The organism is Maribacter sp. UBA3344, assembly GCF_002362375.1.
Taxonomy (GTDB): domain Bacteria; phylum Bacteroidota; class Bacteroidia; order Flavobacteriales; family Flavobacteriaceae; genus Maribacter; species Maribacter dokdonensis.
The window spans coordinates 276,998-299,800 of sequence record NZ_DERI01000011.1 but is presented as its reverse complement, the minus strand read 5'-3'; the positions used below and the strand labels follow the sequence as shown (position 1 = coordinate 299,800).

Sequence of the window (22,803 nt, the reverse complement as noted above, 5' to 3'; positions counted from 1 at the left end):
ATTACCTAAACCTGATACTATATTACCATGTAATTATTCCATATAAAATATATAATGTTAACTTAGATGCACATGAAAGTGTATCCTTTTAAAATACCAAAACCTATAAATGAACATTTAATCGTTCAGGTCGATAAAGAGCCTATTTTCTATAATAGACTTCATCAACATGAAGAAATTCAAATAAGTCATATTATAAATGGTAGTGGTAAGTTATTGGTAGGCGATAGTGTCCATCAATTTTCAAAAGGAGATATTTTCGTAATAGGCGGTAACTTACCTCACGTATTTAAAAGTGTTCTCAATGAACAAGACGCGCATATGATTACCGTGTTCTTTACTTCCCGGTCTTTTGGTGCAGATTTTTTTAAACTCCCCTATTTTAATGAGTTTAAAACCTTTTTTAGTAATGCCACTGCAGGATTTAAAGTAGAAACAAACCAAAAGAAAATTGCTCAGCAACTTGTAAAATTGAGCTCTCAAAATAAACTTAAGCGCTTTATTTTATTTTTAGAATTATTAGATGAACTAGGGCGAGCAAATACGCAAACATTGAGTCGGTTTGTTTATTCCAAGTCATTAAGTAGTAATGAAGGTGAACGTTTACAGATTGTGTTCGATTTTGTGTTGAAGAACTTCCATCAGCCTATTTCGTTAGAGCAAATTGCTAAAATGGCCTATATGACACCAAATGCATTTTGCCGCTTTTTTAAACAACGTACCAACAAAACATTTTTTCAATACCTGATCGAGTTACGTGTAGCACATGCTTGTCAACTGCTAAGTTCAAACAAAGAATTGAACATTAATGAGGTAGCAGACCTTTCTGGCTTCAATTCCATATCTAACTTTAATAAAAAATTCAAAAAAATTAAAGGTGTTACCCCAACCCATTACCAACAGTCTCTTTCATTTTAAAACTATTAGCATATTAATTATGGTTAATATATTTTAATTTGAACTATAGGTTTCTATATTTGCCATCCAACAAACTTCACATTTGCCCACGTGGTGAAATTGGTAGACACGCTACCTTGAGGGGGTAGTGTTCGCAAGGACGTGCTAGTTCGAATCTAGTCGTGGGCACAAAAGGTTAGACCAAGGTCTAACCTTTTTTTATTTTGATAATTTTAACTTTTTGGTACTGCTAGGCGTTTTAATAAATTGTAGATTTGTTTAATCCTTTTTCAAAAAACATGAACAATGTAAAAAAACAATTTAGTATTAGAGACTTGGAGAACCTCTCTGGTATTAAGGCACACACCATTAGAATTTGGGAAAAAAGATATAATCTTTTATCTCCTGAACGAACAGATACTAATATTAGAACGTATAGTCTAGCTAGCTTACAGAAATTGCTCAATGTGACGTTACTTTACAACAATGGTCACAAAATATCTAAAATTGCTAAAATTTCAGATAAAGAAATACCATATGTTGTTCGTGAAATTGTAGCAAAACATAGTCACAAAAGCCAAGCGATAAACGCATTTAAATTAGCCATGGTCAATTTTGACCAAACCATGTTTTTCAATACTTATAATGCCCTTCTAAGTGAAAATTCCTTTAGGGAAATATTCAAGGAAACCTTTGTACCCCTGTTGAACGAACTTGGTCTTTTATGGCAGACAGATACGATCAGTCCTGCTCATGAGCATTTTATGAGCAGTCTTATCAAACAAAAGATACTGCTGAATATTGAAAAATTACAACACTTGGAACCATCAAAGACAGATAAGGTTTTTGTAGCTTTCTTACCAGAAAACGAAATTCATGATATTGGATTGCTCTATATTAACTATGAAATTATATTGAAAGGTTATAAGTGTATTTACTTAGGTCCAACAATACCTTTAGAAAATTTAGAAGATGTACTTAAGTATTTTGATGACATTTATTTTGTCTCATACTTTACCATTTTCCCAGAAAAGGATCGTGTAAATAAATATTTGGAAGAATTCAGCAAGTTGGTTGCAGACTATCAAAATCCAAATTTCTGGATTTTGGGCAGACAGATCAATTTTATTGACGACGCCGTTAAGCCAAATTACTGTAGAACTTTTACCTCTATAGATAGCTTGGTCAGTAATTTATAATCTGTAGAATAATGAAGAAAAGTTGTGTAATAATAGGTTCGGGATTTTCATCTTTATCTGCAGCTTGCTATTTAGCAAAAAATGGATGGAATGTTTCCATTTTTGAAAAAAATGAATCTGTTGGCGGTAGGGCTTCACAGTTTGTAAAAGATGGATTTACTTTTGATATGGGTCCAAGTTGGTATTGGATGCCCGATATTTTTGATAAATTTTTTGCCGATTTCAATAAACAAACCTCGGATTATTATCAACTGGACAAACTTAGTCCTGCCTATAAAATTTTCTTCAGTGACGATATAATTACCATTGGTGATTCTATGTCCAAAATTTGTGATGAATTTGAACGAATAGAGCCGGGAAGCTCAAGAGCACTAAAAAAATTCATTGATAAAGCACAGGAAAATTACGACATTGCCATTAACAAAGTAGTTCTAAGACCAGGTCTTTCACCTTTAGAATTGGTTACGAAAGAAACTATTCTAAAAATTGATCAATTTTTTAAAACCATTAGCTCACAAGTTCGTAAGTCTTTTAAAAATCCGAAATTGGTTTCTACTTTAGAATTTCCTGTTTTGTTTCTTGGTGCAAAGCCAAGCAATACGCCTTCTTTCTACAATTTTATGAATTTTGCTGATTTTGGCTTAGGTACTTGGCATCCAAAAGGTGGTATGTACGAAGTTATAAAAGCAATGAAAAATTTGGCAGAAGAATTAGGAGTCGTTATACACACCAATGCAACGGTAGAACAAATACAAGTAACTAATGGCAAGGCCACCGGTATTATTTGTAAGGGCAAAGTTCATCACGCAGACAAAGTACTGAGCGGTGCAGATTATCAACACTCTGAAAGTTTGCTAGAAGACAAATATCAGCAGTATAGTAAGACGTACTGGGAGAAAAAGGTTTTCGCACCATCTTCTTTACTATTTTATATAGGGTTCAATACAAAATTGAAAAATGTAGAACATCACAATCTGTTTTTTGATACCGATTTTGAACTACATGCCAAAGAAATATATGACAAACCACAATGGCCTACAAATCCTTTGTTCTATGCAAATTTCCCATCAGTAACAGATGGTAGCATGGCCCCAAAGGGTTGTGAAACAGGTTTTTTTCTAGTGCCCATTGCCACTGACCTAGAAGATACCGAGGCTTTAAGAAATCAGTATTTTGATTTAATTATGGATCGTTTTGAAAAAAGAACAGGCCAAGACATTAGAAATAATATTATATTCAAGGAAACTTTCTGTGTCAATGATTTTATTGATCGGTACAATTCTTATAAAGGTAATGCCTACGGCATGGCAAATACCTTGACCCAAACGGCATTTTTAAGACCTAATCTTAGAAGTAAAAAAGTAGGTGATTTATATTTTACAGGGCAACTGACTGTACCTGGACCAGGAGTACCCCCAGCCTTAATCTCCGGTAAACTAGTGTCAGAATTAATTATAAAGGATATTTAGTAATTTATGAAAGATACTTTTGACCAAGTTTCGTACCAATGTAGTAAAATCGTAACCAAACGATATAGTACCTCTTTTGCTCTCGCCACAAAGATGCTACACCCTTCTATACGCAGTCATATCTATAATATATATGGCTTTGTACGTTTTGCAGATGAAATAGTAGACACTTTTCATGACTATGATAAAGAAGTCCTGTTTAATAAATTTGAGCAAGAACTGGAGGCGTCTTTACAAGACAGAATTAGTCTTAACCCAATTTTAAACTCATTTCAACATACGTACCATACATACAATATTCCCAAACACCTTGTAGATTCTTTCATGAAAAGTATGCGTATGGATCTTTTTAAGAATGTATACCGAACAGATGCTGAATACAAAGAATATATTTATGGGTCGGCAGATGTTGTAGGTCTCATGTGCCTGCAAGTTTTTGTTAAAGGTGATGTAGAAGCTTATAACAAGTTAAAAGAATCTGCCATGGCTCTAGGTTCAGCTTTTCAAAAAGTGAATTTCTTAAGGGATGTAAAAGCCGACTTCGAAGAATTGAATAGATCCTATTTTCCTAATACCAATTTGAAGGAATTGGACGAAGCCTCTAAAAAACGCATTGTTGAAGAAATAAAAGAAGACTTTAAATTAGGATACCAAGGTATTGTAGGGCTGCCAGCTGAAGCAAAATTTGGTGTTTATACCGCTTACAAATATTATTTTAAGCTACTCAAAAAACTACAGGGCACTCCCTCTCTAGAAATAAAGAATGCACGTATTAGGGTGCCTAATTACCAGAAATTTGGACTATTGGCCCGTTCATACGTTAAATTTAAAATGAACTTAGTGTAATGGATATTGTTATTTGGATATTGATTTTTTTAGGCACTTTTCTATTTATGGAATTCATGGCGTGGTTTACCCACAAATATGTAATGCACGGATTTCTTTGGAGTTTACATAAAGATCATCATAAAAAAGATCATGACTCTTGGTTCGAGAGAAATGACCTGTTCTTTATTTTCTATGCCATTGTAAGTATGTCATTGTTTTATTCAGGCACTACAGGTTTTTGGTATGGCTACCCATTGGGGTTTGGAATTCTGGCCTATGGTATTGCTTACTTTTTAGTGCATGACATTTTTATACATCAACGTTTTAAGTTGTTTAGAAATGCCAATAACTGGTACAGTAGAGGTGTTAGAAGAGCACATAAAATGCATCATAAACACTTAGGCAAAGGTGATGGTGAATGTTTTGGAATGCTATTTGTTCCCTTTAAGTACTTTAAAAAGTAATTGGTTATTCCTCAATTAACTTATTTAATAACTTATCTATCTTATCATTATCCCAATCTGCAATTGCATTTTGATGTATAACGATAGCTCCATTTTTATCAATTAGATATGACCCGGGTGGCTTTAATAAGCCTATAGGACTAGGCTCACCAATAATTTGGTAGGTTACCGGAAATGTATAACCTTGTTCTTCCATAAATAAATCTACAGGGGCTCTTTCCTCATTCGTAATCACGTAGAATTTCATCTTATCGCCATACGTATCATACAAGTATTGCACATCTTTTAATTGTGCTTGAGAAGGCATGTGCCACGATGTCCAGAATGTAATAAATACTACTTTTCCTTTTGCCTCATCAAAATTAAAAAACTTCCAATTTTCATCTTTAAGCTTCCAGTCATAGTCAGTAATCTTACCTCTTTTTTCTGGTTTAATTATGGTTGGTGAAGTGGCAAAAAACCTGTTGAGCATAATTTTGCTATAATCACCCAAGGGTGTCACAAAAAAAGAAAGCACGAATGCAATGATCAATAAGGTAAAAACCGTTTGTCTCTTCATAAAAGTAAGCTAGGGGTCAAAACTAAAAAACTCCTGAATAATATCAGGAGTTTTCCTTATAAATTTTAAAAGGTTGTATTAAGAGGCGTTTTCTCTCTTAATCACATTTAAAGCTGAACCTTCTCTATACCAACCAATCTGTGCGTCATTATACGTATGGTTTACTTTAATTACATCTTTACTACCATCAGCATGCACTATTTCCACTGTTAAAGGCTTATCTGGCGCAAAATCCGCAATATCAATAAAATTGAAAGTATCGTCTTCTTGAATTAGGTCGTAATCATTTTCATTTGCAAATGTTAAGCCTAGCATACCTTGTTTTTTAAGGTTTGTTTCATGAATACGTGCAAATGATTTCACGATTACCGCAGCTACACCTAAATGGCGAGGCTCCATAGCAGCGTGTTCACGTGAAGATCCTTCTCCATAATTATGATCACCAACTACAATACTTCTTACACCTGCCGCTTTGTATGCTCGTGCCGTATCTGGAACACCTCCATACTCACCGGTCAATTGATTTTTGACCATATTGGTTTTCTTTCCAAACGCGTTAACGGCACCAATTAAACAGTTGTTAGAGATATTATCTAAATGACCACGGAAACGCAACCACGGTCCTGCCATAGATATATGGTCTGTAGTACATTTCCCAAAAGCTTTGATCAACAATTTTGCACCCATTAAGCTTTCATCCTTAATAGGAGTAAACGGTTCCAATAATTGCAATCTTTCTGAATCTGAAGCGACTTTTACGGTAACACTAGATCCATCTTCTTTTGGAGCCAGATAACCAGCGTCCTCTACCTCAAAACCTTTTGGAGGAAGTTCCCAACCAGTTGGCTCATCGAACATCACCTCTTCACCTTTTTCGTTGATCAACTTATCGGTCATTGGATTAAAATCCAACCTACCGGAAATAGCTATTGCAGCAGTTACCTCAGGCGATGCAACAAAGGCATGCGTGTTAGGGTTACCATCCGCTCTTTTGGCAAAGTTTCTATTAAATGAGTGTACAATACTGTTCTTTGGTGCATTTTTAGGATCGCTATAACGCGCCCACTGTCCAATACATGGTCCACAAGCGTTCGTGAAAATTTTAGCATCCAATTTCTCGAAAATTCCAAGAATACCATCTCTATCTGCCGTATATCTTACTTGCTCAGAACCAGGATTGATCCCTAATTCCGCTTTCATTTTTAATCCTTTGTCAATAGCTTGTTGCGCAATTGAAGAAGCTCTGGACAAATCTTCATAAGAGGAGTTGGTACAAGAACCAATAAGCCCCCACTCCACAGCCAACGGCCATTCATTAGATGTAGCCTTTTCTGTCATATCACTACCCACTTTTGTAGAAAGATCAGGTGTAAATGGTCCATTCAATAACGGAGTCAATTCAGAAAGGTTAATTTCGATTACCTCATCAAAATATTGTTCTGGATTTGCATACACCTCAGCATCTGCAGTTAAATGTTCTTTTACCTTATTAGCGGCATCTGCAATATCAGCTCTATCCGTAGCCCTTAAATAGCGCTCCATAGACTCATCATAGCCAAAAGTAGACGTGGTAGCACCTATTTCAGCCCCCATATTACAAATGGTACCTTTACCGGTACAGGAAAGATTTTTGGCTCCTTCACCAAAATATTCAACTATAGCTCCGGTACCACCTTTTACGGTTAGTATTTCGGCAACTTTTAAAATAACATCTTTAGGAGCGGTCCAACCAGAAATATTACCGGTCAATTTTACACCGATCAATTTTGGGAATTTAAGTTCCCAAGCCATACCCGCCATAACGTCAACAGCATCTGCTCCACCTACACCAATAGCGACCATACCTAAACCACCTGCGTTCACGGTGTGAGAATCGGTACCGATCATCATACCACCAGGGAAAGCATAATTTTCCAAAACCACTTGGTGAATAATACCTGCACCCGGTTTCCAGAAACCTATTCCATATTTATTTGAAACAGACTCAAGAAAGTCAAAAACTTCGGCACTTGTGGAATTGGCAGATTTTAAATCTGCAGTTGCCCCACTTTTAGCCTGGATCAAGTGATCACAGTGCACTGTAGTAGGCACTGCAACTTTTGGCTTCCCAGCTTGCATAAATTGCAATAACGCCATTTGTGCCGTAGCATCTTGACAAGCAATACGATCAGGAGCAAAATCTACATAGTCCTTTCCTCTGGTAAATGCTTCAGTAGGGCTACCATCCCATAAATGAGAATACAAAATCTTTTCTGAAAGAGTAAGTGGTTTTCCCACTACCTCTCTTGCTTTGTCTACACGTTCCGCCATGGAAGCATAAACCTTCTTAATCATATCTATGTCAAAAGCCATAAAATTTATTTATAAAATTGTTAATCTATCTTATCCGTACAAGATACGAAATGTACGTTGAATTTAAGAGCGCATATGAAATTAAGAATGATTATAAAAAATGGAAGAAAAAAAGCCCGAGCAAACATGCCCAGGCTTTCCATTGTGCTATATACAATGTATTATCTCACCAACTGTTTTGTTGATGGCTTAAACTTCGTTAATACAATACCGTCTACTGCTGCTTCATATTCTGCCATGGTTGGCGTTCTTCCTAAAATGGTAGATAGCACCACTACAGGGGTAGAAGACAATAAAGATTCTCCTTTTTTCTCACCAGAATCTTTTACGACCCTTCCTTGGAACAAACGAGTTGATGTAGCCATAACCGTGTCTCCTGGCTCTGCTTTTTCTTGGTTACCCATACAAAGGTTACAGCCTGGTCTTTCTAGATAAAGCATGTTTTCATACTTAGTACGTGCCAAACCTTTAGGCGCACTATCATCAAATTCAAATCCTGAATACTTTTGAAGTACTTCCCAATCACCTTCTTCTTTTAACTCGTCTACAATATTATATGTTGGTGGTGCTACAACTAATGGCGCCTGGAAGGTTACTTTGCCTTGTTGTGCCTCAATATTTTTCAACATTTGAGCCAAAATTTTCATATCGCCCTTATGCACCATACAAGACCCTACAAAACCTAGGTCCACCTTTTTGGTTCCACCATAGTAAGATAAAGGTCTAATAGTATCATGCGTATAACGCTTGGAAACATCTTCGTTATTTACATCTGGATCAGCAATCATTGGTTCAGCTATCTCATCTAAATCGATAATAACTTCTGCATGATACTTAGCATTGGCATCTGGTCGTAATGATGGTCTAATACCGGTTTTAAGCTCAGTAATTCTGGTTTCCGCTTTTTCTACAAGTCCTTTTAAAACTTGCTTAGCATTATCCATGCCTTTATCAATCATAATCTGAATACGGCCTTTGGCAATTTCAAGAGATTCTATCAATGTCTCATCTTCAGAGATACAGATAGATGCCTTAGCCTTCATCTCTGCTGTCCAATCAGTAAAGGTAAATGCTTGATCAGCTGTTAAAGTACCAATATGAACCTCGATTACACGACCTTGAAATACGTTTTCACCACCAAACTGCTTTAACATTTGTTGTTGTGTCGCATGAACTACATCACGAAAATCCATGTAAGACTTCATTTGCCCTTTAAAGGTAACTTTTACCGACTCAGGAATAGGCATGGAAGCCTCACCAGTAGCCAATGCCAAAGCAACGGTACCAGAATCAGCACCAAAAGCTACACCTTTAGACATACGGGTGTGAGAATCTCCACCAATAATAATATCCCAATCACCCACGGTGATATCATTTAATACTTTATGAATTACATCCGTCATTGGAAAATACACCCCTTTTGGATCACGACCTGTAATTAAGCCAAAGTCGTTCATAAACTTCATAAGCCTAGGAATGTTGGCTTTTGATTTATCATCCCAAACAGATGCCGTATGGCAACCTGATTGATATGCACCATCAACAATTGGAGAAATTACGGTGGCAGCCATCATTTCCAATTCTTGCGATGTCATTAAACCAGTGGTATCTTGAGAACCTACGATATTTACTTCTGCACGAACATATGATCCCGCATGCAAAGTAGCTCCAGAAGTACCCACTGCATTCTTATTGAATATTTTCTCTACCGCGGTCAATCCTTGTCCTTCAATAGAAACCTCTTTTGAAGGTGCATATACTTGAGGTACATCTATACCCAATACCTTACAGGCAAAAGTTTGTAGTTTCTTTCCAAAAACTACAGCATAAGAACCACCTGCTTTCATGAACTCCATCTTCTGTGGTGTAAATGCTGCAGAAATATCCTTCAACTCAACTTTACCATGATACAATTTTTTCTCTTTTGTATTTATGGTCAAGACAGTACCCGTGGCAACAGAATACATCTGTTTTAAAATTGGTTCACCGTCTTCATCAACAATAGTGTTACCATTTTCATCTTTTTGCTGTACCCAGTTTTTAAGATCCAATCCTATACCTCCGGTTACACCAACGGTTGTTAAGAAAATTGGAGCAATACCATTAGTTCCCGCAATTACCGGGGCAATATTGATAAATGGTACATATGGGCTTGAGGAAATACCAGTCCACAATGCAACATTGTTTACACCGGACATTCTTGAAGAACCAACACCCATTGTTCCTTTTTCAGCAATAAGCATTACACGTTTGTCAGGGTGCTTTTCTTTTAGTTCAAGCACCTCTTTTTGCATTTCTTTGTTATGCTCAAAAATACATTGACCATGCAATTCTCGATCAGATCTTGAATGTGCATCACCCCCTGGAGAAAGCAAATCGGTTGAAATATCACCAACACCGGCAATGTAGGTCACCACCTCTATTTCTTCTTCAATCTCCGGTAGTTTCGTAAAAAACTCGGCTTGTGCATAGCTTTCAATAATATCTTTAGCTATTTCACTTCCGTTTTTAAGTGCTTCTTCTAGACGATCAGTATCCGCCTCATATAAAAACACCTGTGTCTTTAAAACTTTTGCGGCTTGCAACGCCAATTCTTTGTTATCACCTAAAGCAACATCTAACAATACCTTAATAGACGGACCGCCTTTCATATGCGACAACTGCTCCAATGCAAAAGCCGGCGTAATTTCCTTCACGACAGACTCACCAACGACAATCTCTTTAAGAAATTCTGCCTTTACACCTGCAGCACTAGTAGTACCAGGTAACACATTATAAATAAAGAAATTTAGAGAATCTTCTCTATACTCATTATCTACATCTTTAATTTGTTCAATAATCTTGCTAAGTAAATCAGCGCCATCTATCGGCTTTGGATGAAGACCTTGACTTTTACGTTCTTCAATCTCCTTAAGGTAATCTTTATAAATGCTCATTAATAAGTGATTTGTATATTTAATTGGATATAATAGTGAAATAGCGACTTCATAATTTTCTCTGAAGATTTGTGGAAAATAAGAACACTATTACTACAAATGGACAGATTAATTGATTGTTGAATGTTTTATTCGATTAGAATATTACTTGGTCTTCTAATGGTATCAAAATCAAATGTCATCTGCTAGTTCATTTAAGTTAACGCAATTTCGTAAAATTACGTAATAAAGAACGCATTTAAAACTAAATAAGTATGATTGCCTACTTTTTCTCAAATCCTTTAAAAAGTAGATAGATATCAAACATTTTTCATATCAAAAATGTTCATATCCTTGAAAAAGTGCAGAAAAAGGTGGATTTTTTTTAAAGCAGCTTATCAATAATATCCTCTTCAGTGATACCTTCTGCCTCTGCTTTATAATTTTTAATGATACGATGGCGTAAAATTCCTTTAACAACGGCATGCACATCTTCTATATCTGGTGAGAATTTACCATGAATGGCCGCATTGGCCTTAGCTCCAAGAATAAGGTTTTGAGAGGCTCTTGGCCCTGCACCCCAATCTAAATATTGTTTTACATATTCTGATGCTGTTTCCAGATTAGGCCTTGTACTATTTACCAACTTTACAGCATATTCCACTACATTATCCGCAACAGGAATTCTGCGCACCAATTCTTGAATAGCAATGATATCTTTAGCGTTAAAAAGCGCATTGATCACCTGCTTAGTGTTCGAAGTAGTATTTTTCACCACTTTAATTTCCTCTGCTATAGAAGGGTATTTTAATTCTATCGCGAACATAAAACGGTCTAACTGTGCTTCCGGCAAAGGGTAGGTACCTTCTTGTTCAATTGGGTTTTGCGTAGCTAAAACAAAATATGGCAGTTCCAATTTATGCTGATGACCGGCAATGGTCACAGCTCTCTCTTGCATTGCCTCTAAAAGTGCTGCTTGGGTCTTTGGTGGAGTTCTGTTGATTTCATCCGCCAAAATAATATTGGAAAAAATAGGGCCTTTAAGAAATTTAAAACTTCTGTTCTGATCTAGAACCTCACTACCAAGAATGTCACTTGGCATTAAATCTGGCGTAAATTGTATTCTTTTAAAGTCTAGTCCTAATGCTTGGGCAATGGTATTCACCATTAAAGTTTTGGCCAGCCCTGGCACTCCTATCAGCAATGAATGCCCTCCTGTGTAAATTGAAAGCAGAATTTGTTCAATAACCTCATCTTGACCAATAATGACCTTGGCTATTTCTTTTTTAAGCTCAGCATGTTTTACTACTAGGCGTTCAATTGCTGCAACGTCTGACATATATTACTTTTTTACCCAATTATTAGCGAAATCACAATCTTTGTTCTCGTCATTAACGCTGATGTAGGTATCTTTAATATGCTCGTCCATCCATTTTTTAATGGCATTGTACTTTTTCTCGGTAAGTGCCAGCTCTTGAATCTTTGTATAATCCTTTGAGAAATCCGCTACGTGCTCATCAAACCTATTGGTAATCTTTAAGATTTTATATTTAGGTGCACCTCCTCTTGGATCTTCTTCCAATACCGGATACGTTATTTCATTATCCTTTAAATTTTGAACCTGATTGTACAAGGTAGGATCCATTTTTGTAAGCTCAAACTTAGAATCGAAATTTATAGGATTACGTAAAAGTCCGCCATCAAATTTTGTTTCCTTTTCGTCAGAAAAATTCAATGCAGCTTCAGCAAATGTAAATTCCCCATCCATAATCTTTTTACGAATAGTGTCTAATTCAGCCTTAGCTTCATCCAACACATTTTGAGATATTTCTGGCTGGATCAATATATGTCTCAAATCCAATTCTTGACCTCTAATTTTTTCTATGTAAATAATATGATAGCCAAAAACCGTTTCAAAAGGCTCAGAAACTTCACCTTCTTTTAAACTAAAGGCCACATCCTTAAACTTCTTGTCAAAACCGGTATCTTTTGTAATACTGTAGAAACCACCTTTTGATTTAGACCCTGGATCTTGAGAATATAGAATAGCTTTTACACTAAAGCTAGCATCATTATCCTCCACATCTGCCTTAATCTGGTTTAGCTTATCAATCACCTTTTGCTTCTCTTCCTCAGAAGGCTCTGGCTCTTTGGTAATTTGTGCAATTTCTAACTCAGCGCCAAATACAGGTCGTTCATCTTCAGGAATTTTATTAAAGAATTGACGAACTTCTTCCGGTGTAATTTCAATTTCCTTAATGATATCTTGCTGCATACGCTCAGATAACATACGCAACTTATTGATCTTATAAAGCTCTTCCCTAAAACTAGCCTCGTCCGTTTTCTTGTAGTATTTTAATACCTTGTCCATAGATCCGATCTGCTGCACCAACGATTGTAATTGGCGGTCGCCAGTAGCATTTACTTCATCATCAGAGACCAGAATACTATCTTGAACGGCTTGGTTGGCATACAACCTATCTTCCATTAACTTACCTAAAAGTCCGCAGTGGGTAATATCTTCAGTGGAAGCACCTTGACTTTTAAGATCGATCAGCGTTTTTTCAATATCAGAATCCAATATTACATAGTCACCCACAACAGCGGCAATACCATCTAATTTAATTCTCTTAAAATTGTTTGACGAATCTTTTTTTACTGTAACGGCTTCCGCAGCAGCTTCCATTGCTTGGGCTTGATCTGCCTCTGCATTTGGTATTGAATCTTGCGCGATAGCAAAACCGGAAAGCAGCAATGCCCCTATGTAAATACTATTTTTTGTTTTCGAAAACTTCAAATTCATTATCCTTGATTGCTTCATCTAATAATTCAGTTTCTAGTTTGCGTAGGTAGTCCATCTTTCTACGGCTTAATAAAACTTGTTCTATGGTAGGCTTAATAAATGACAACGGAGCAATTTCATTAATATCCTTTGTCTCTACTATTTTTCCCAAATATACCCCGATTGAATCCTCTAATTCAAAAAATTGTGAATTTTTTAAGTACCTATTGGCATTCTCTGCGGTAATTGGAGGTATTTCTTCGAATATTCTTGTATTTCTAACCCAAATTGAATCGTTAAAATTCAGTTTATTAAACTGAACCCCAATAGAATCTAAATAACGTAGGTCATCTTCTTTAAATCTTTTTAAACGCTTACCAACTTCATCTTTATCCAAAAATCCTTTGGGCAAGGCTACAAATCTAATTCTGGCAATAGGTTCCTTTAGTTTAAAATTCTCTTTGGCGCGCTCGTAAAAAGCTTGAAGTTGTTCCGATGTTATTAGCGAATCCGTTGCTTGGGCTACCAAAGCTTCTTTATACACACTAGTATAGAGCTCGGTTCTATAGTCATCTACCAGAGCATTGTATTCCGCAAGTTTTTCTTCGGATAAATTTATTTTGGCCTTGGACAGCAGTAATTGTTTAGACGCCCAGTTATTAATATAATTTGTAGCGAATGATGCGCTATCTGCCTTTGACATATTTTCCGTAATCAGTGGAGCAAGGTCTTCTTTATATAAAAAGGACTCGCCTACTCTAGCAATAGCCTTTCTTTCTTCCTCTTTTTTAAACATACCTTCACATGAGGTATAGACAATAGCAATAAGACCTATACCAAGTAAAAGGCAAAACCTGCTGAACAATAATTTAGATTTCTTAGAAAACATCGAGCAAAAATAGCAATTACCAAATCGTGTGCAAGTGCTTAATGATTTACTTAACACCTTTTTTTGGGAGTTACAATATAAACAAATACCTAATAATCAATTAGCACAGCTATTTTAAAAATTGCAATCCACCTTTAAATAGTAAACGGGCTAAGGTTTTTTCGGTAAATTTGCTTACTTATTTTATAAACCAATACAAGACATTTTTGAACCGACAAATAAAACTAATTTGGGATTTCAGAGGTCCTACGGCACTTAAGACCGCAGAGCACCATGTTAAGCACCTCAATGAATTTATAGCACTAGAAAAGACCGCACTTAACATTACCGGTTTTAAAGAAATCAATGACATGTACAGCATAGCCTTCATGGTCGTTGAAGAAAACGAAATGATCAAGGTAAGAGATTTATTAAAACCGCACAGAGGTGAAGTCTACACACCTTAACCTGACAATTATTACATGAAACATTGTTTACTTTTCATTTGCTGCTTCATACTAGTTTCTTGCACCACCGAGCAACAAAATCCAAATTTTCTTGAGACGGCCTTAGGTTCAAAAGACATTAGTATTAAAAGGGTGATGGACAGTATTAAGAAATATCAGGTTCAAATTAGGTACACCCAAATTGATAGAAGAAATGACAGTGTGCTATTTACGGACTATGATTTTCAGGTAAGTGACAGTGTATACTTTTATCCGGCCAGTACGGTAAAATTTCCAACCGCAGTTTTGGCAATGGAAAAAATAAACCAGACCGACACCCTTACCATACACACCAAATATTACATAGAAGGTGACACTATTGAAAGTACCGTTGCAGATGATGTCAATGAGATATTTGCCGTCAGTGATAATTTAGCCAATAATAGGTTAATAGAATTTTTAGGTTTTGAAACCATCAACCAAAGTTTAAAAAATAAAGACATAGCTCCTGTTAGGCTCTCACATAGACTTGGTTTTCATTCAGAAGATTTAAGAACAAAACCCATCATTATTTACCTTAATGATTCTACCACCGGTATAACACAACCCATTTTAAACAAAACGCCAAAACCTTTAGCATTGTTTGAAATAGAAAAGGGAAGAGGATATTATGAAAATGATGAATATATTAACGAGCCATTTAGCTTTAAGCAAAAAAACTATTATCCTTTATCTGCTCAGCATAACCTATTAAAGCGAATTATTTTTCCAGAGAATTTTAATTTAAATGAACAATTTCGTTTAAACAAAGAGCAGCGCAATCACCTGTTAAATGCTATGCACACAGTACCAAAAGAAATGGGTTATGACAAAAAAGAATATTACGATAGCTACTGTAAGTTTTTTCTTTTTGGCGACTCTAAAGATGATATACCAGAACATATCAAAATATATAACAAAGTTGGGTTTGCCTATGGAACATTAACCGATTGCGCTTACATTAAGGACTCAAAAAATAATATAGATTTTCTATTGACAGCCACTATATTGGTCAATAAAGATGGTATATTCAATGATGATGTATATGAGTATGATGAAATAGGCATTCCATTTTTAGCGCAATTAGGGCGCGAAATATATCAACAAGAACTACAGAGAAAAAAATAATAGAAACAAGAAGTTGATTATGCAAGATAATGCCGGTAAAACCAGAATTAACAAATACTTAAGTGAAGCGGGTTTTTGTTCACGAAGGGCTGCAGATAAACTTATAGAACAAGGTAGGGTGACCATTAACGGTCAAGTACCGGAAATGGGAACCAAAATTTCTGTTGGAGATATCGTAAAAGTAGATGGGGAACTGATCAAGGAACCCAAAGGCAAGTCAACCTATTTAGCATTCAACAAACCTGTAGGTATTGTTTGCACTACCGACACCGGTGTAGAAAAGGACAACATAATTGATTTTATAAATTACCCTAAGCGTATATTCCCAATAGGTAGATTGGACAAACCCAGTGAAGGACTTATTTTTCTAACCGATGACGGCGACATTGTAAATAAGATTTTACGTGCCCGTAACAATCACGAAAAAGAGTATTTGGTAACGGTAGACAAACCGATAACGATCGATTTTCTGAACAGAATGCGAAAAGGCATTCCTATTCTTGACCAAGTAACCAGAGAGTGTGAGGTGTATGAAGTTAGCACTTATCAATTCAGGATCATATTGACCCAAGGTCTTAATAGACAAATTAGGCGTATGTGCGAATATTTGGATTATCGGGTAAAAAAGCTGAAACGTATTAGGATCATGAATGTTCAACTAGATGTACCCGTTGGAAAGTGGAGAGATTTAACCGAAGAGGAATTAAAAGAGATCAATAGATTGGTAAGCACTTCTTCAAAAACGTTTGATGGAAAAAAATAAAGTCTGTTCCCATAACTCCAAAAATTCCACATCAACAAAATGAATAATGGTTAAATAATTAGCTTAATTCACTAAAAATCATTATTTTAAGTAAAAAATTTGCACCATGTCAACTTACAACTTCAATATTAAAAAGCCTCTTAGCGTTTACTATGTTTTAATTCTTTTATGCTGCTTGGGATTAGGAACCGAATCAATGGCGGCCCAAAACACTAATTTCACTGAGTATACAGGAGAAGTCTTAGACGCTGACAGCAAGAAAGCGTTGGTATTTGCCACGCTAACGGTTGACAATACCAATGTCACCACCATTACAAATTCAGAGGGTCAATTTTCTTTAAAAGTACCCAATGAATTTAAAGGAAACAGCTTAACTATTGCCTTCTTAGGTTACAAGACCAAGCAATTGAATATAGCCGATCTACAACCGGAGAAGAACAAAATCTTTATGGAAGAGTTTGTTATGGCATTATCCGAAGCACAAATAGATGCCCCTAACGATGCCGAAGCCTTAGTAAAAGAGACCTTAGACAAAAAAGGGAGCAATTACTTAGATGAAAATACGGTGATGACAGCATTCTATAGGGAAACCATAAAAAAAAGAAGAACAAATGTAAGTCTTTCAGAAGCTGTTGTAAACGTTTACAAAACACCATACTCCTCTAATAGAACAGATGCCCTTGAATTATACAAGGCTCGTAAAAGCACTGATTATTCAAAACTTGATACCGTTGCCTTAAAATTACAAGGTGGACCGTTCAATACTTTGTTCGTGGACATGGTCAAATACCCTAAATATATATTTACCCCAGAAACATTAAACTATTATGATTTCTCTTTTGATACTTCTACGCGAGTAAACGACCAACTTATTTATGTAATAGACTTTAAGCAAAAGCCAGAAATTATTGATCCGTTATATGAAGGGAAATTATATATAGATGCCGAAAATAAAATTCTAACCAGTGCCATTTACTCTTTGAACATTACCGATAAGCGCCTTGCTTCTCAAATGTTTGTTCGTAAGAAACCAAAAAATGCAGAGGTCTGGCCAACAGAAGTATCTTACCGCGTAGATTACAGGGAAAAGAACGGAAAATGGTATTATGGTTACAGCAATGTTCTTCTTGAATTTAAAGTCAACTGGGATAAAAGACTATTCAATTCAGTGTATAGTATGAGTTGTGAAATGGCCGTGACGGATTGGGAACAAAACTTGACCAACGCCATACCCAGGTCAAAGGATAGAATGAAATCTTCTATCATATTAAGTGACGAAGCACTAGGTTTTGCCGATCCAGACTTTTGGGGCGAATACAATATTATAGAACCAGAAAAATCTATTGAATCTGCCATTAGAAAAATACAACGACAATTACGTAGAGGAAAAATAGACAACGGCGCGGCTGCCGCCCGTTAAAAGTCGTTTCAAGTGGGTTTGAAAAAAATTCCCTTTAGTTTTTCAATAAAGAAAATCAAAGGGAATTTTAATTTTATAAGCGACAATTACATTAATTAGCCACTTCACTAATAAACTTCAATCTATACAAACGTAGTTCTTCTTCCTCATACTCGCCATCAAACTCTGTCATGGCTTCTTCAAGATTATCACTATCGGCCTCTAAGAAATAATCATGTATTTCTTCTTGTTGATCTTCGTCTAAAATCTCATCGATCCAATAGTTTAAATTCAACTTTGTTCCGCTATAGACGATCTGCTCCATTTCCTTGATCAACTCAGGTATTTCAAGTCCTTTTGCCGATGCAATATCTGATAAAGGCAATTTTCTATCAACATTCTGTATCACATACAATTTTAGAGCAGAATTTGCACCGGTACTCTTTACCACAAGATCATCTGGCCTTATAATTTCATTTTCAGAAACGTATGTATTAATAAAAGCGATAAAAGGCTTTCCATATTTTTTGGCCTTACCTTCACCTACACCATGAACATTAAGCAACTCTTCATGGGAAATAGGATATTTAAGGGCCATATCTTCTAGAGAAGGATCTTGAAAGACCACAAACGGCGGTACTCCCAATTTCTTTGCTTGACCTTTTCTAAGATCTTTTAATTGTTTTAAAAGTTTCTCATCTGCAATTCCGCCAGATTTAGCAGCTCCTACAATAGCATTATCATTTTCGGCATTGTACACATGATCTTTGGTCATCATGAAAGAAGAAGGTTTCTTTAAAAACTCCTTACCACTATCAGTTACATGAAGTACACCGTATTGCTCTATTTCTTTTCTCAAAAGTCCCGCAACCAATGTTTGGCGTATTAAGGCCATCCAATACCCCTTATCTTTATCAGAACCAATACCAAAAAATTCCTTTTCATTGGTTTTGTGAGATGATATTATTGCATTGGTCTTACCCCTTAAGGTATTTACAATTTCCTTTGATTTAAACTTTTCACTAGTTCCGGTCACCACTTTTAATAGCTTTTCTACACCATCCTTAGCCTCTTCTTTTTCTTTTGGGTTTCTGGTGTTGTCATCCATATCTGCCCCTTCACCGTTAACCTCGTCGAATTCCTCACCAAAATAATGAAGCATAAACTTACGTCTAGACATAGAGGTTTCTGCATAGGCTACAACTTCTTGCAACAGCGCATTTCCTATCTCTTGCTCTGCTACCGGTTTACCGGACATAAATTTCTCAAGTTTCTCTATATCCTTATAAGAGTAATATGCCAAACAATGACCTTCGCCACCATCACGGCCCGCCCTACCCGTTTCTTGGTAATAACTCTCTATACTTTTTGGAATATCATGATGAATAACAAAACGAACATCTGGCTTATCTATACCCATACCAAAAGCAATAGTGGCCACAACCACGTCTACATCTTCCATCAAGAACATATCTTGGTATTTAGATCTAGTTTTAGCATCAAAACCAGCGTGATACGGCACGGCACTTACACCATTTACTTGTAAAACCTGAGCCAATTCTTCTACCTTTTTTCGGCTTAGACAATATATAATACCGGATTTACCTGAATTTTGTTTTACAAAACGAATGATATCCGCCTCAATATTCTCGGTTTTGGTACGTACCTCATAAAACAAATTGGGTCTATTGAAAGATGCCTTGAACAAAGTGGCTCCACCAATTCCTAAATTCTTTATGATGTCTTCCTGCACTTTAGGTGTAGCCGTTGCGGTAAGTCCTATAATAGGAATATTATCGCCCAAACGTTCAACAATAGATTTTAGGTTTCTATACTCAGGTCTAAAATCATGCCCCCATTCAGAGATACAATGTGCTTCGTCTACCGCTACAAAAGAAATAGTAACCGAGCGTAAAAACTCTACATTCTCTTCTTTTGTCAATGACTCTGGAGCAACATATAAAAGTTTGGTAACGCCGTTGGTGATATCTTGCTTTACCTGTTTTATTTCACCTTTGTTCAATGATGAGTTGAGCACATGTGCTATTCCGTTCTCAGAAGATACACCACGTATGGCATCTACTTGATTCTTCATTAAAGCAATAAGTGGAGATACAATAATTGCGGTACCTTCTTGCATTAACGCAGGTAATTGGTAGCAAAGCGATTTACCACCGCCGGTAGGCATAATTACAAACGTATTATTCTGTCTTAAAACATTTTTAATTACCTCTTCTTGAAGTCCTTTAAACTGAGAAAACCCAAAATATTTTTTTAATGAGGAATGTAAATCGATATTGTCAAATTCTTTACTGTCTGTCACATTTTACATTTAAGGGGACACTACTTACTTTAAAAATCTATAAGCGAACAAAATTAATCTTTTGCCAAGCTTGGCGTTTCTAAATTATTATGCGATAATCGGCATTTAAAATTAAGTTTGTTTAATTTTGTCATCTTAAAGATAATACATTCTTTTAGGAATACAATCCATAATTTGAATAATAGATTGATTGCAACGGACACCATTATTGGCTTAGCGAAAAAAACCATTGAAACTGAGCGTGATGCTATAGCACAACTTTCATCTCTTTTGACCGACGATTTTGCCAGTATCGTAAACTGCATTATCCAGGCAAAAGGCCGTGTTATAATCTCTGGTATTGGCAAGAGTGCCATCATTGCCACTAAAATTGTAGCTACCTTGAATTCTACAGGTACTCCCGCAATTTTTATGCATGCTGGCGACGCCATTCATGGAGATTTGGGAACCGTACAGGATAATGACGTAGTCATCTGCATTTCTAACAGTGGAAACACACCCGAAATCAAGATGTTGGTACCGCTCATAAAAAGAGGTACAAACAAATTAATTGCAATGACCGGTAATACCGATTCTTTTTTAGCAAAGCAGGCAGATTATATTTTAAATACCCATGTAGAAAAAGAGGCTTGCCCAAATGGTTTGGCTCCTACAACAAGCACTACCGCACAATTGGTAATGGGAGATGCCTTGGCCATAGTTCTATTGGAAATTAAGGGATTTACCAGTTCTGACTTTGCAAAATATCACCCTGGCGGGTCATTGGGAAAAAGACTTTACCTAAGAGTTTCTGACCTTGTGAGCAAAAATCAAGTGCCAAGCGTACAACAAGACGAAGATGTCAAAAAGGTTATTGTTGAAATTTCTAAAAAAATGTTAGGGGTCACTGCCGTACTTGATAGAGAAAAAGTTGTTGGTATTGTTACCGATGGCGACATAAGACGAATGCTAAACAAGTATGATAATATAAAAGGATTGACCGCCAAAGATATCATGACCACCAACCCTAAAACAATATCTGCCAATACTTTAGCCATAAAAGCATTAGAGCAAATGCAGAAAAAGGGAATCTCACAACTGTTGGCCATGGATAATGATACCTACATTGGTGTTATACATTTACATAATTTAATAAACGAAGGTATTTTATAATGAGTTCCAAAGCTACTACCTCTCCTAACGAGATGTCATTTCTAGACCATTTAGAAGAATTAAGATGGCATTTAATAAGATCAGTTTTGGCAGTTGTCATTATTGGAAGTGTTGCCTTTTTAATGAAAGATTTCATTTTTGACACGGTTATTTTCGGACCTAAAAAAATGGATTTCCCCACCTACAAATTATTTTGTGATATCGCAACGTATTTTGGATTTGACTCGGCTTTTTGTGCCGATAAACTTCCATTTACCATACAAAGTAGATTAATGTCCGGGCAATTTTCCGCACATATTTGGACATCGATCTGGGCCGGTTTCATTATTGGCTTTCCCTATGTTCTTTATGAAATGTGGAAATTCATTAGTCCGGGACTTTACGAAAAAGAACGAAGAAATTCTAGAGGCTTTATTTTCATAGCATCTTTCTTATTTTTTCTAGGTGTATTGTTCGGGTACTATGTGGTATCACCATTATCCATTAACTTTTTAGGAACCTACCAAGTAAGTTCAGAGGTTACCAATGAATTTGACCTTGCGTCTTACATATCTACCGTTAGAGCATCTGTAATTGCCTGTGGTGTTTTATTTGAACTACCGATCATTATTTTCTTTTTGACCAAAATTGGCCTGGTAACCCCAGAAATAATGAGAAAATATAGAAAAATAGCATTGGTGGTCGTTTTGATCTTATCTGCCGTAATAACTCCGCCAGACGTTGCCAGCCAAATTATAGTGGCCATACCGGTATTGATCTTATATCAAGTAAGTATCTATATTTCTGCTATGGTATTGAGAAAAGAACGAAGAAAAGCTGAAAAAGAAAAAAAAGCAAATAGAAATGTCAAATCAAATTGAAGAATTTAACGCGTATCGTTCTAAGATGAACGATAAGTTATTGGCCGATAATAATAAAATAGTAAAACGTATATTCAATTTAGACACCAATGCTTTTGCCGCTGGTGCCTTAGATGTGAAAACCAAAGAGTTATTAGGTCTTGTGGCTTCTACGGTGTTACGATGTGATGATTGTGTAAAATATCATTTAGAAAGTTCATACAAAGAAGGTGTTTCTAAAGAAGAGGTCATGGAAACTTTAAGTATAGCTACTTTGGTAGGCGGTACTATTGTTATACCACACTTAAGAAGAGCTTATGAATACTGGGAAGAATTAGAAAACCAAGAAGGTTAAAAAATCCCTAATTACTTTTCTAACAG

At 36.0% G+C, this 22,803-nt stretch carries 19 protein-coding genes and 1 tRNA gene; 13 read left to right on the top strand and 7 right to left on the bottom strand.

All coding sequences use genetic code 11. The annotated features are described in order from the left end of the window. Positions 1–72: 72 nt before the first annotated feature. The 6 genes from B2Z27_RS08955 (at position 73) to B2Z27_RS08930 (ending at position 4,857) form a co-directional block, all read left to right on the top strand. Entirely contained in the window at positions 73–918 is an 846-nt protein-coding gene (locus tag B2Z27_RS08955) for an AraC family transcriptional regulator (protein ID WP_091605697.1), read from the top strand. Positions 919–1,002: 84 nt separating this feature from the next. Continuing rightward, positions 1,003–1,086 (top strand) — tRNA-Leu (locus B2Z27_RS08950). A gap of 110 nt (positions 1,087–1,196) precedes the next feature. After that, on the top strand, positions 1,197–2,096 hold the full coding sequence (locus B2Z27_RS08945; protein ID WP_286813401.1) for a MerR family transcriptional regulator: 900 nt from the start codon (positions 1,197–1,199) through the stop codon (positions 2,094–2,096). A gap of 11 nt (positions 2,097–2,107) precedes the next feature. Further along, positions 2,108–3,565: a phytoene desaturase family protein gene (locus B2Z27_RS08940; protein WP_286813400.1), complete on the top strand. Its 1,458-nt coding sequence runs from the start codon at positions 2,108–2,110 to the stop codon at positions 3,563–3,565. 6 nt (positions 3,566–3,571) lie between these two features. Next, positions 3,572–4,411, top strand: coding sequence for a phytoene/squalene synthase family protein (locus B2Z27_RS08935; protein ID WP_058103450.1), 840 nt, complete (start codon positions 3,572–3,574; stop codon positions 4,409–4,411). After that, complete coding sequence (locus tag B2Z27_RS08930) at positions 4,411–4,857, top strand: sterol desaturase family protein (protein ID WP_058103451.1); 447 nt, start codon at positions 4,411–4,413, stop codon at positions 4,855–4,857. The genes B2Z27_RS08935 and B2Z27_RS08930 overlap by 1 nt, the downstream gene beginning before the upstream one ends. A 4-nt stretch (positions 4,858–4,861) precedes the next feature. Here the strand turns inward: B2Z27_RS08930 and B2Z27_RS08925 are convergent, their stop codons facing one another. The 6 genes from B2Z27_RS08925 to B2Z27_RS08900 all read right to left on the bottom strand — a co-directional run bounded on the left by B2Z27_RS08925 (position 4,862) and on the right by B2Z27_RS08900 (position 14,354). Further along, positions 4,862–5,416 (bottom strand): TlpA family protein disulfide reductase, encoded by a 555-nt coding sequence (locus tag B2Z27_RS08925; RefSeq protein ID WP_074672861.1) that lies wholly within the window; start codon positions 5,414–5,416, stop codon positions 4,862–4,864. Between the two features lie 78 nt (positions 5,417–5,494). Further along, a complete protein-coding gene (locus B2Z27_RS08920) occupies positions 5,495–7,768 on the bottom strand; it encodes an aconitate hydratase (protein WP_071341671.1) in 2,274 nt (757 codons plus the stop codon). A gap of 161 nt (positions 7,769–7,929) precedes the next feature. Then, positions 7,930–10,704, bottom strand: coding sequence for a bifunctional aconitate hydratase 2/2-methylisocitrate dehydratase (locus B2Z27_RS08915; protein ID WP_058103454.1), 2,775 nt, complete (start codon positions 10,702–10,704; stop codon positions 7,930–7,932). A gap of 364 nt (positions 10,705–11,068) precedes the next feature. Further along, positions 11,069–12,022 carry an AAA family ATPase gene (locus tag B2Z27_RS08910; RefSeq protein WP_058103455.1) on the bottom strand — a complete coding sequence of 318 codons (954 nt, stop codon included), beginning with the start codon at positions 12,020–12,022 and terminating at the stop codon, positions 11,069–11,071. A gap of 3 nt (positions 12,023–12,025) precedes the next feature. Further along, on the bottom strand, positions 12,026–13,486 hold the full coding sequence (locus tag B2Z27_RS08905; RefSeq protein ID WP_286813398.1) for a peptidylprolyl isomerase: 1,461 nt from the start codon (positions 13,484–13,486) through the stop codon (positions 12,026–12,028). Continuing rightward, complete coding sequence (locus B2Z27_RS08900; RefSeq protein ID WP_286813397.1) at positions 13,455–14,354, bottom strand: peptidyl-prolyl cis-trans isomerase; 900 nt, start codon at positions 14,352–14,354, stop codon at positions 13,455–13,457. Before B2Z27_RS08900 ends, B2Z27_RS08905 begins: the two co-directional genes overlap by 32 nt. A gap of 206 nt (positions 14,355–14,560) precedes the next feature. On the opposite strand from B2Z27_RS08900, the gene B2Z27_RS08895 reads away from it, so the two are divergent. The 4 genes from B2Z27_RS08895 to B2Z27_RS08880 all read left to right on the top strand — a co-directional run bounded on the left by B2Z27_RS08895 (position 14,561) and on the right by B2Z27_RS08880 (position 18,129). Then, positions 14,561–14,800, top strand: a complete 240-nt coding sequence (locus tag B2Z27_RS08895) for a hypothetical protein (protein WP_286813396.1) — start codon at positions 14,561–14,563, stop codon at positions 14,798–14,800. A gap of 135 nt (positions 14,801–14,935) precedes the next feature. Continuing rightward, the gene (locus B2Z27_RS08890) at positions 14,936–15,946 is read left to right on the top strand and encodes a serine hydrolase (protein WP_286813395.1); all 1,011 of its coding nucleotides are present in this window, start codon (positions 14,936–14,938) and stop codon (positions 15,944–15,946) included. Positions 15,947–15,965: 19 nt separating this feature from the next. Beyond that, complete coding sequence (gene rluF / locus B2Z27_RS08885; RefSeq protein WP_286813394.1) at positions 15,966–16,709, top strand: 23S rRNA pseudouridine(2604) synthase RluF; 744 nt, start codon at positions 15,966–15,968, stop codon at positions 16,707–16,709. Positions 16,710–16,815: 106 nt separating this feature from the next. Next, entirely contained in the window at positions 16,816–18,129 is a 1,314-nt protein-coding gene (locus tag B2Z27_RS08880) for a carboxypeptidase-like regulatory domain-containing protein (protein WP_414673394.1), read from the top strand. A 91-nt stretch (positions 18,130–18,220) separates the two neighbouring features. Here B2Z27_RS08880 and recQ read toward each other — a convergent pair whose 3' ends face one another. Next, on the bottom strand, positions 18,221–20,431 hold the full coding sequence (gene recQ, locus B2Z27_RS08875) for a DNA helicase RecQ (RefSeq protein WP_236973291.1): 2,211 nt from the start codon (positions 20,429–20,431) through the stop codon (positions 18,221–18,223). A 174-nt stretch (positions 20,432–20,605) separates the two neighbouring features. Between recQ and B2Z27_RS08870 the strand changes: the two genes are divergently transcribed. The 3 genes from B2Z27_RS08870 to B2Z27_RS08860 are packed head-to-tail and all read left to right on the top strand — an operon-like array spanning position 20,606 to position 22,777. Continuing rightward, positions 20,606–21,583, top strand: a complete 978-nt coding sequence (locus tag B2Z27_RS08870; RefSeq protein WP_071341663.1) for a KpsF/GutQ family sugar-phosphate isomerase — start codon at positions 20,606–20,608, stop codon at positions 21,581–21,583. Then, positions 21,583–22,443 carry a twin-arginine translocase subunit TatC gene (tatC, locus tag B2Z27_RS08865; RefSeq protein ID WP_058103462.1) on the top strand — a complete coding sequence of 287 codons (861 nt, stop codon included), beginning with the start codon at positions 21,583–21,585 and terminating at the stop codon, positions 22,441–22,443. The genes B2Z27_RS08870 and tatC overlap by 1 nt, the downstream gene beginning before the upstream one ends. Then, positions 22,427–22,777, top strand: a complete 351-nt coding sequence (locus tag B2Z27_RS08860; RefSeq protein WP_071341661.1) for a carboxymuconolactone decarboxylase family protein — start codon at positions 22,427–22,429, stop codon at positions 22,775–22,777. The genes tatC and B2Z27_RS08860 overlap by 17 nt, the downstream gene beginning before the upstream one ends. The last annotated feature ends 26 nt before the right edge of the window (positions 22,778–22,803 follow it).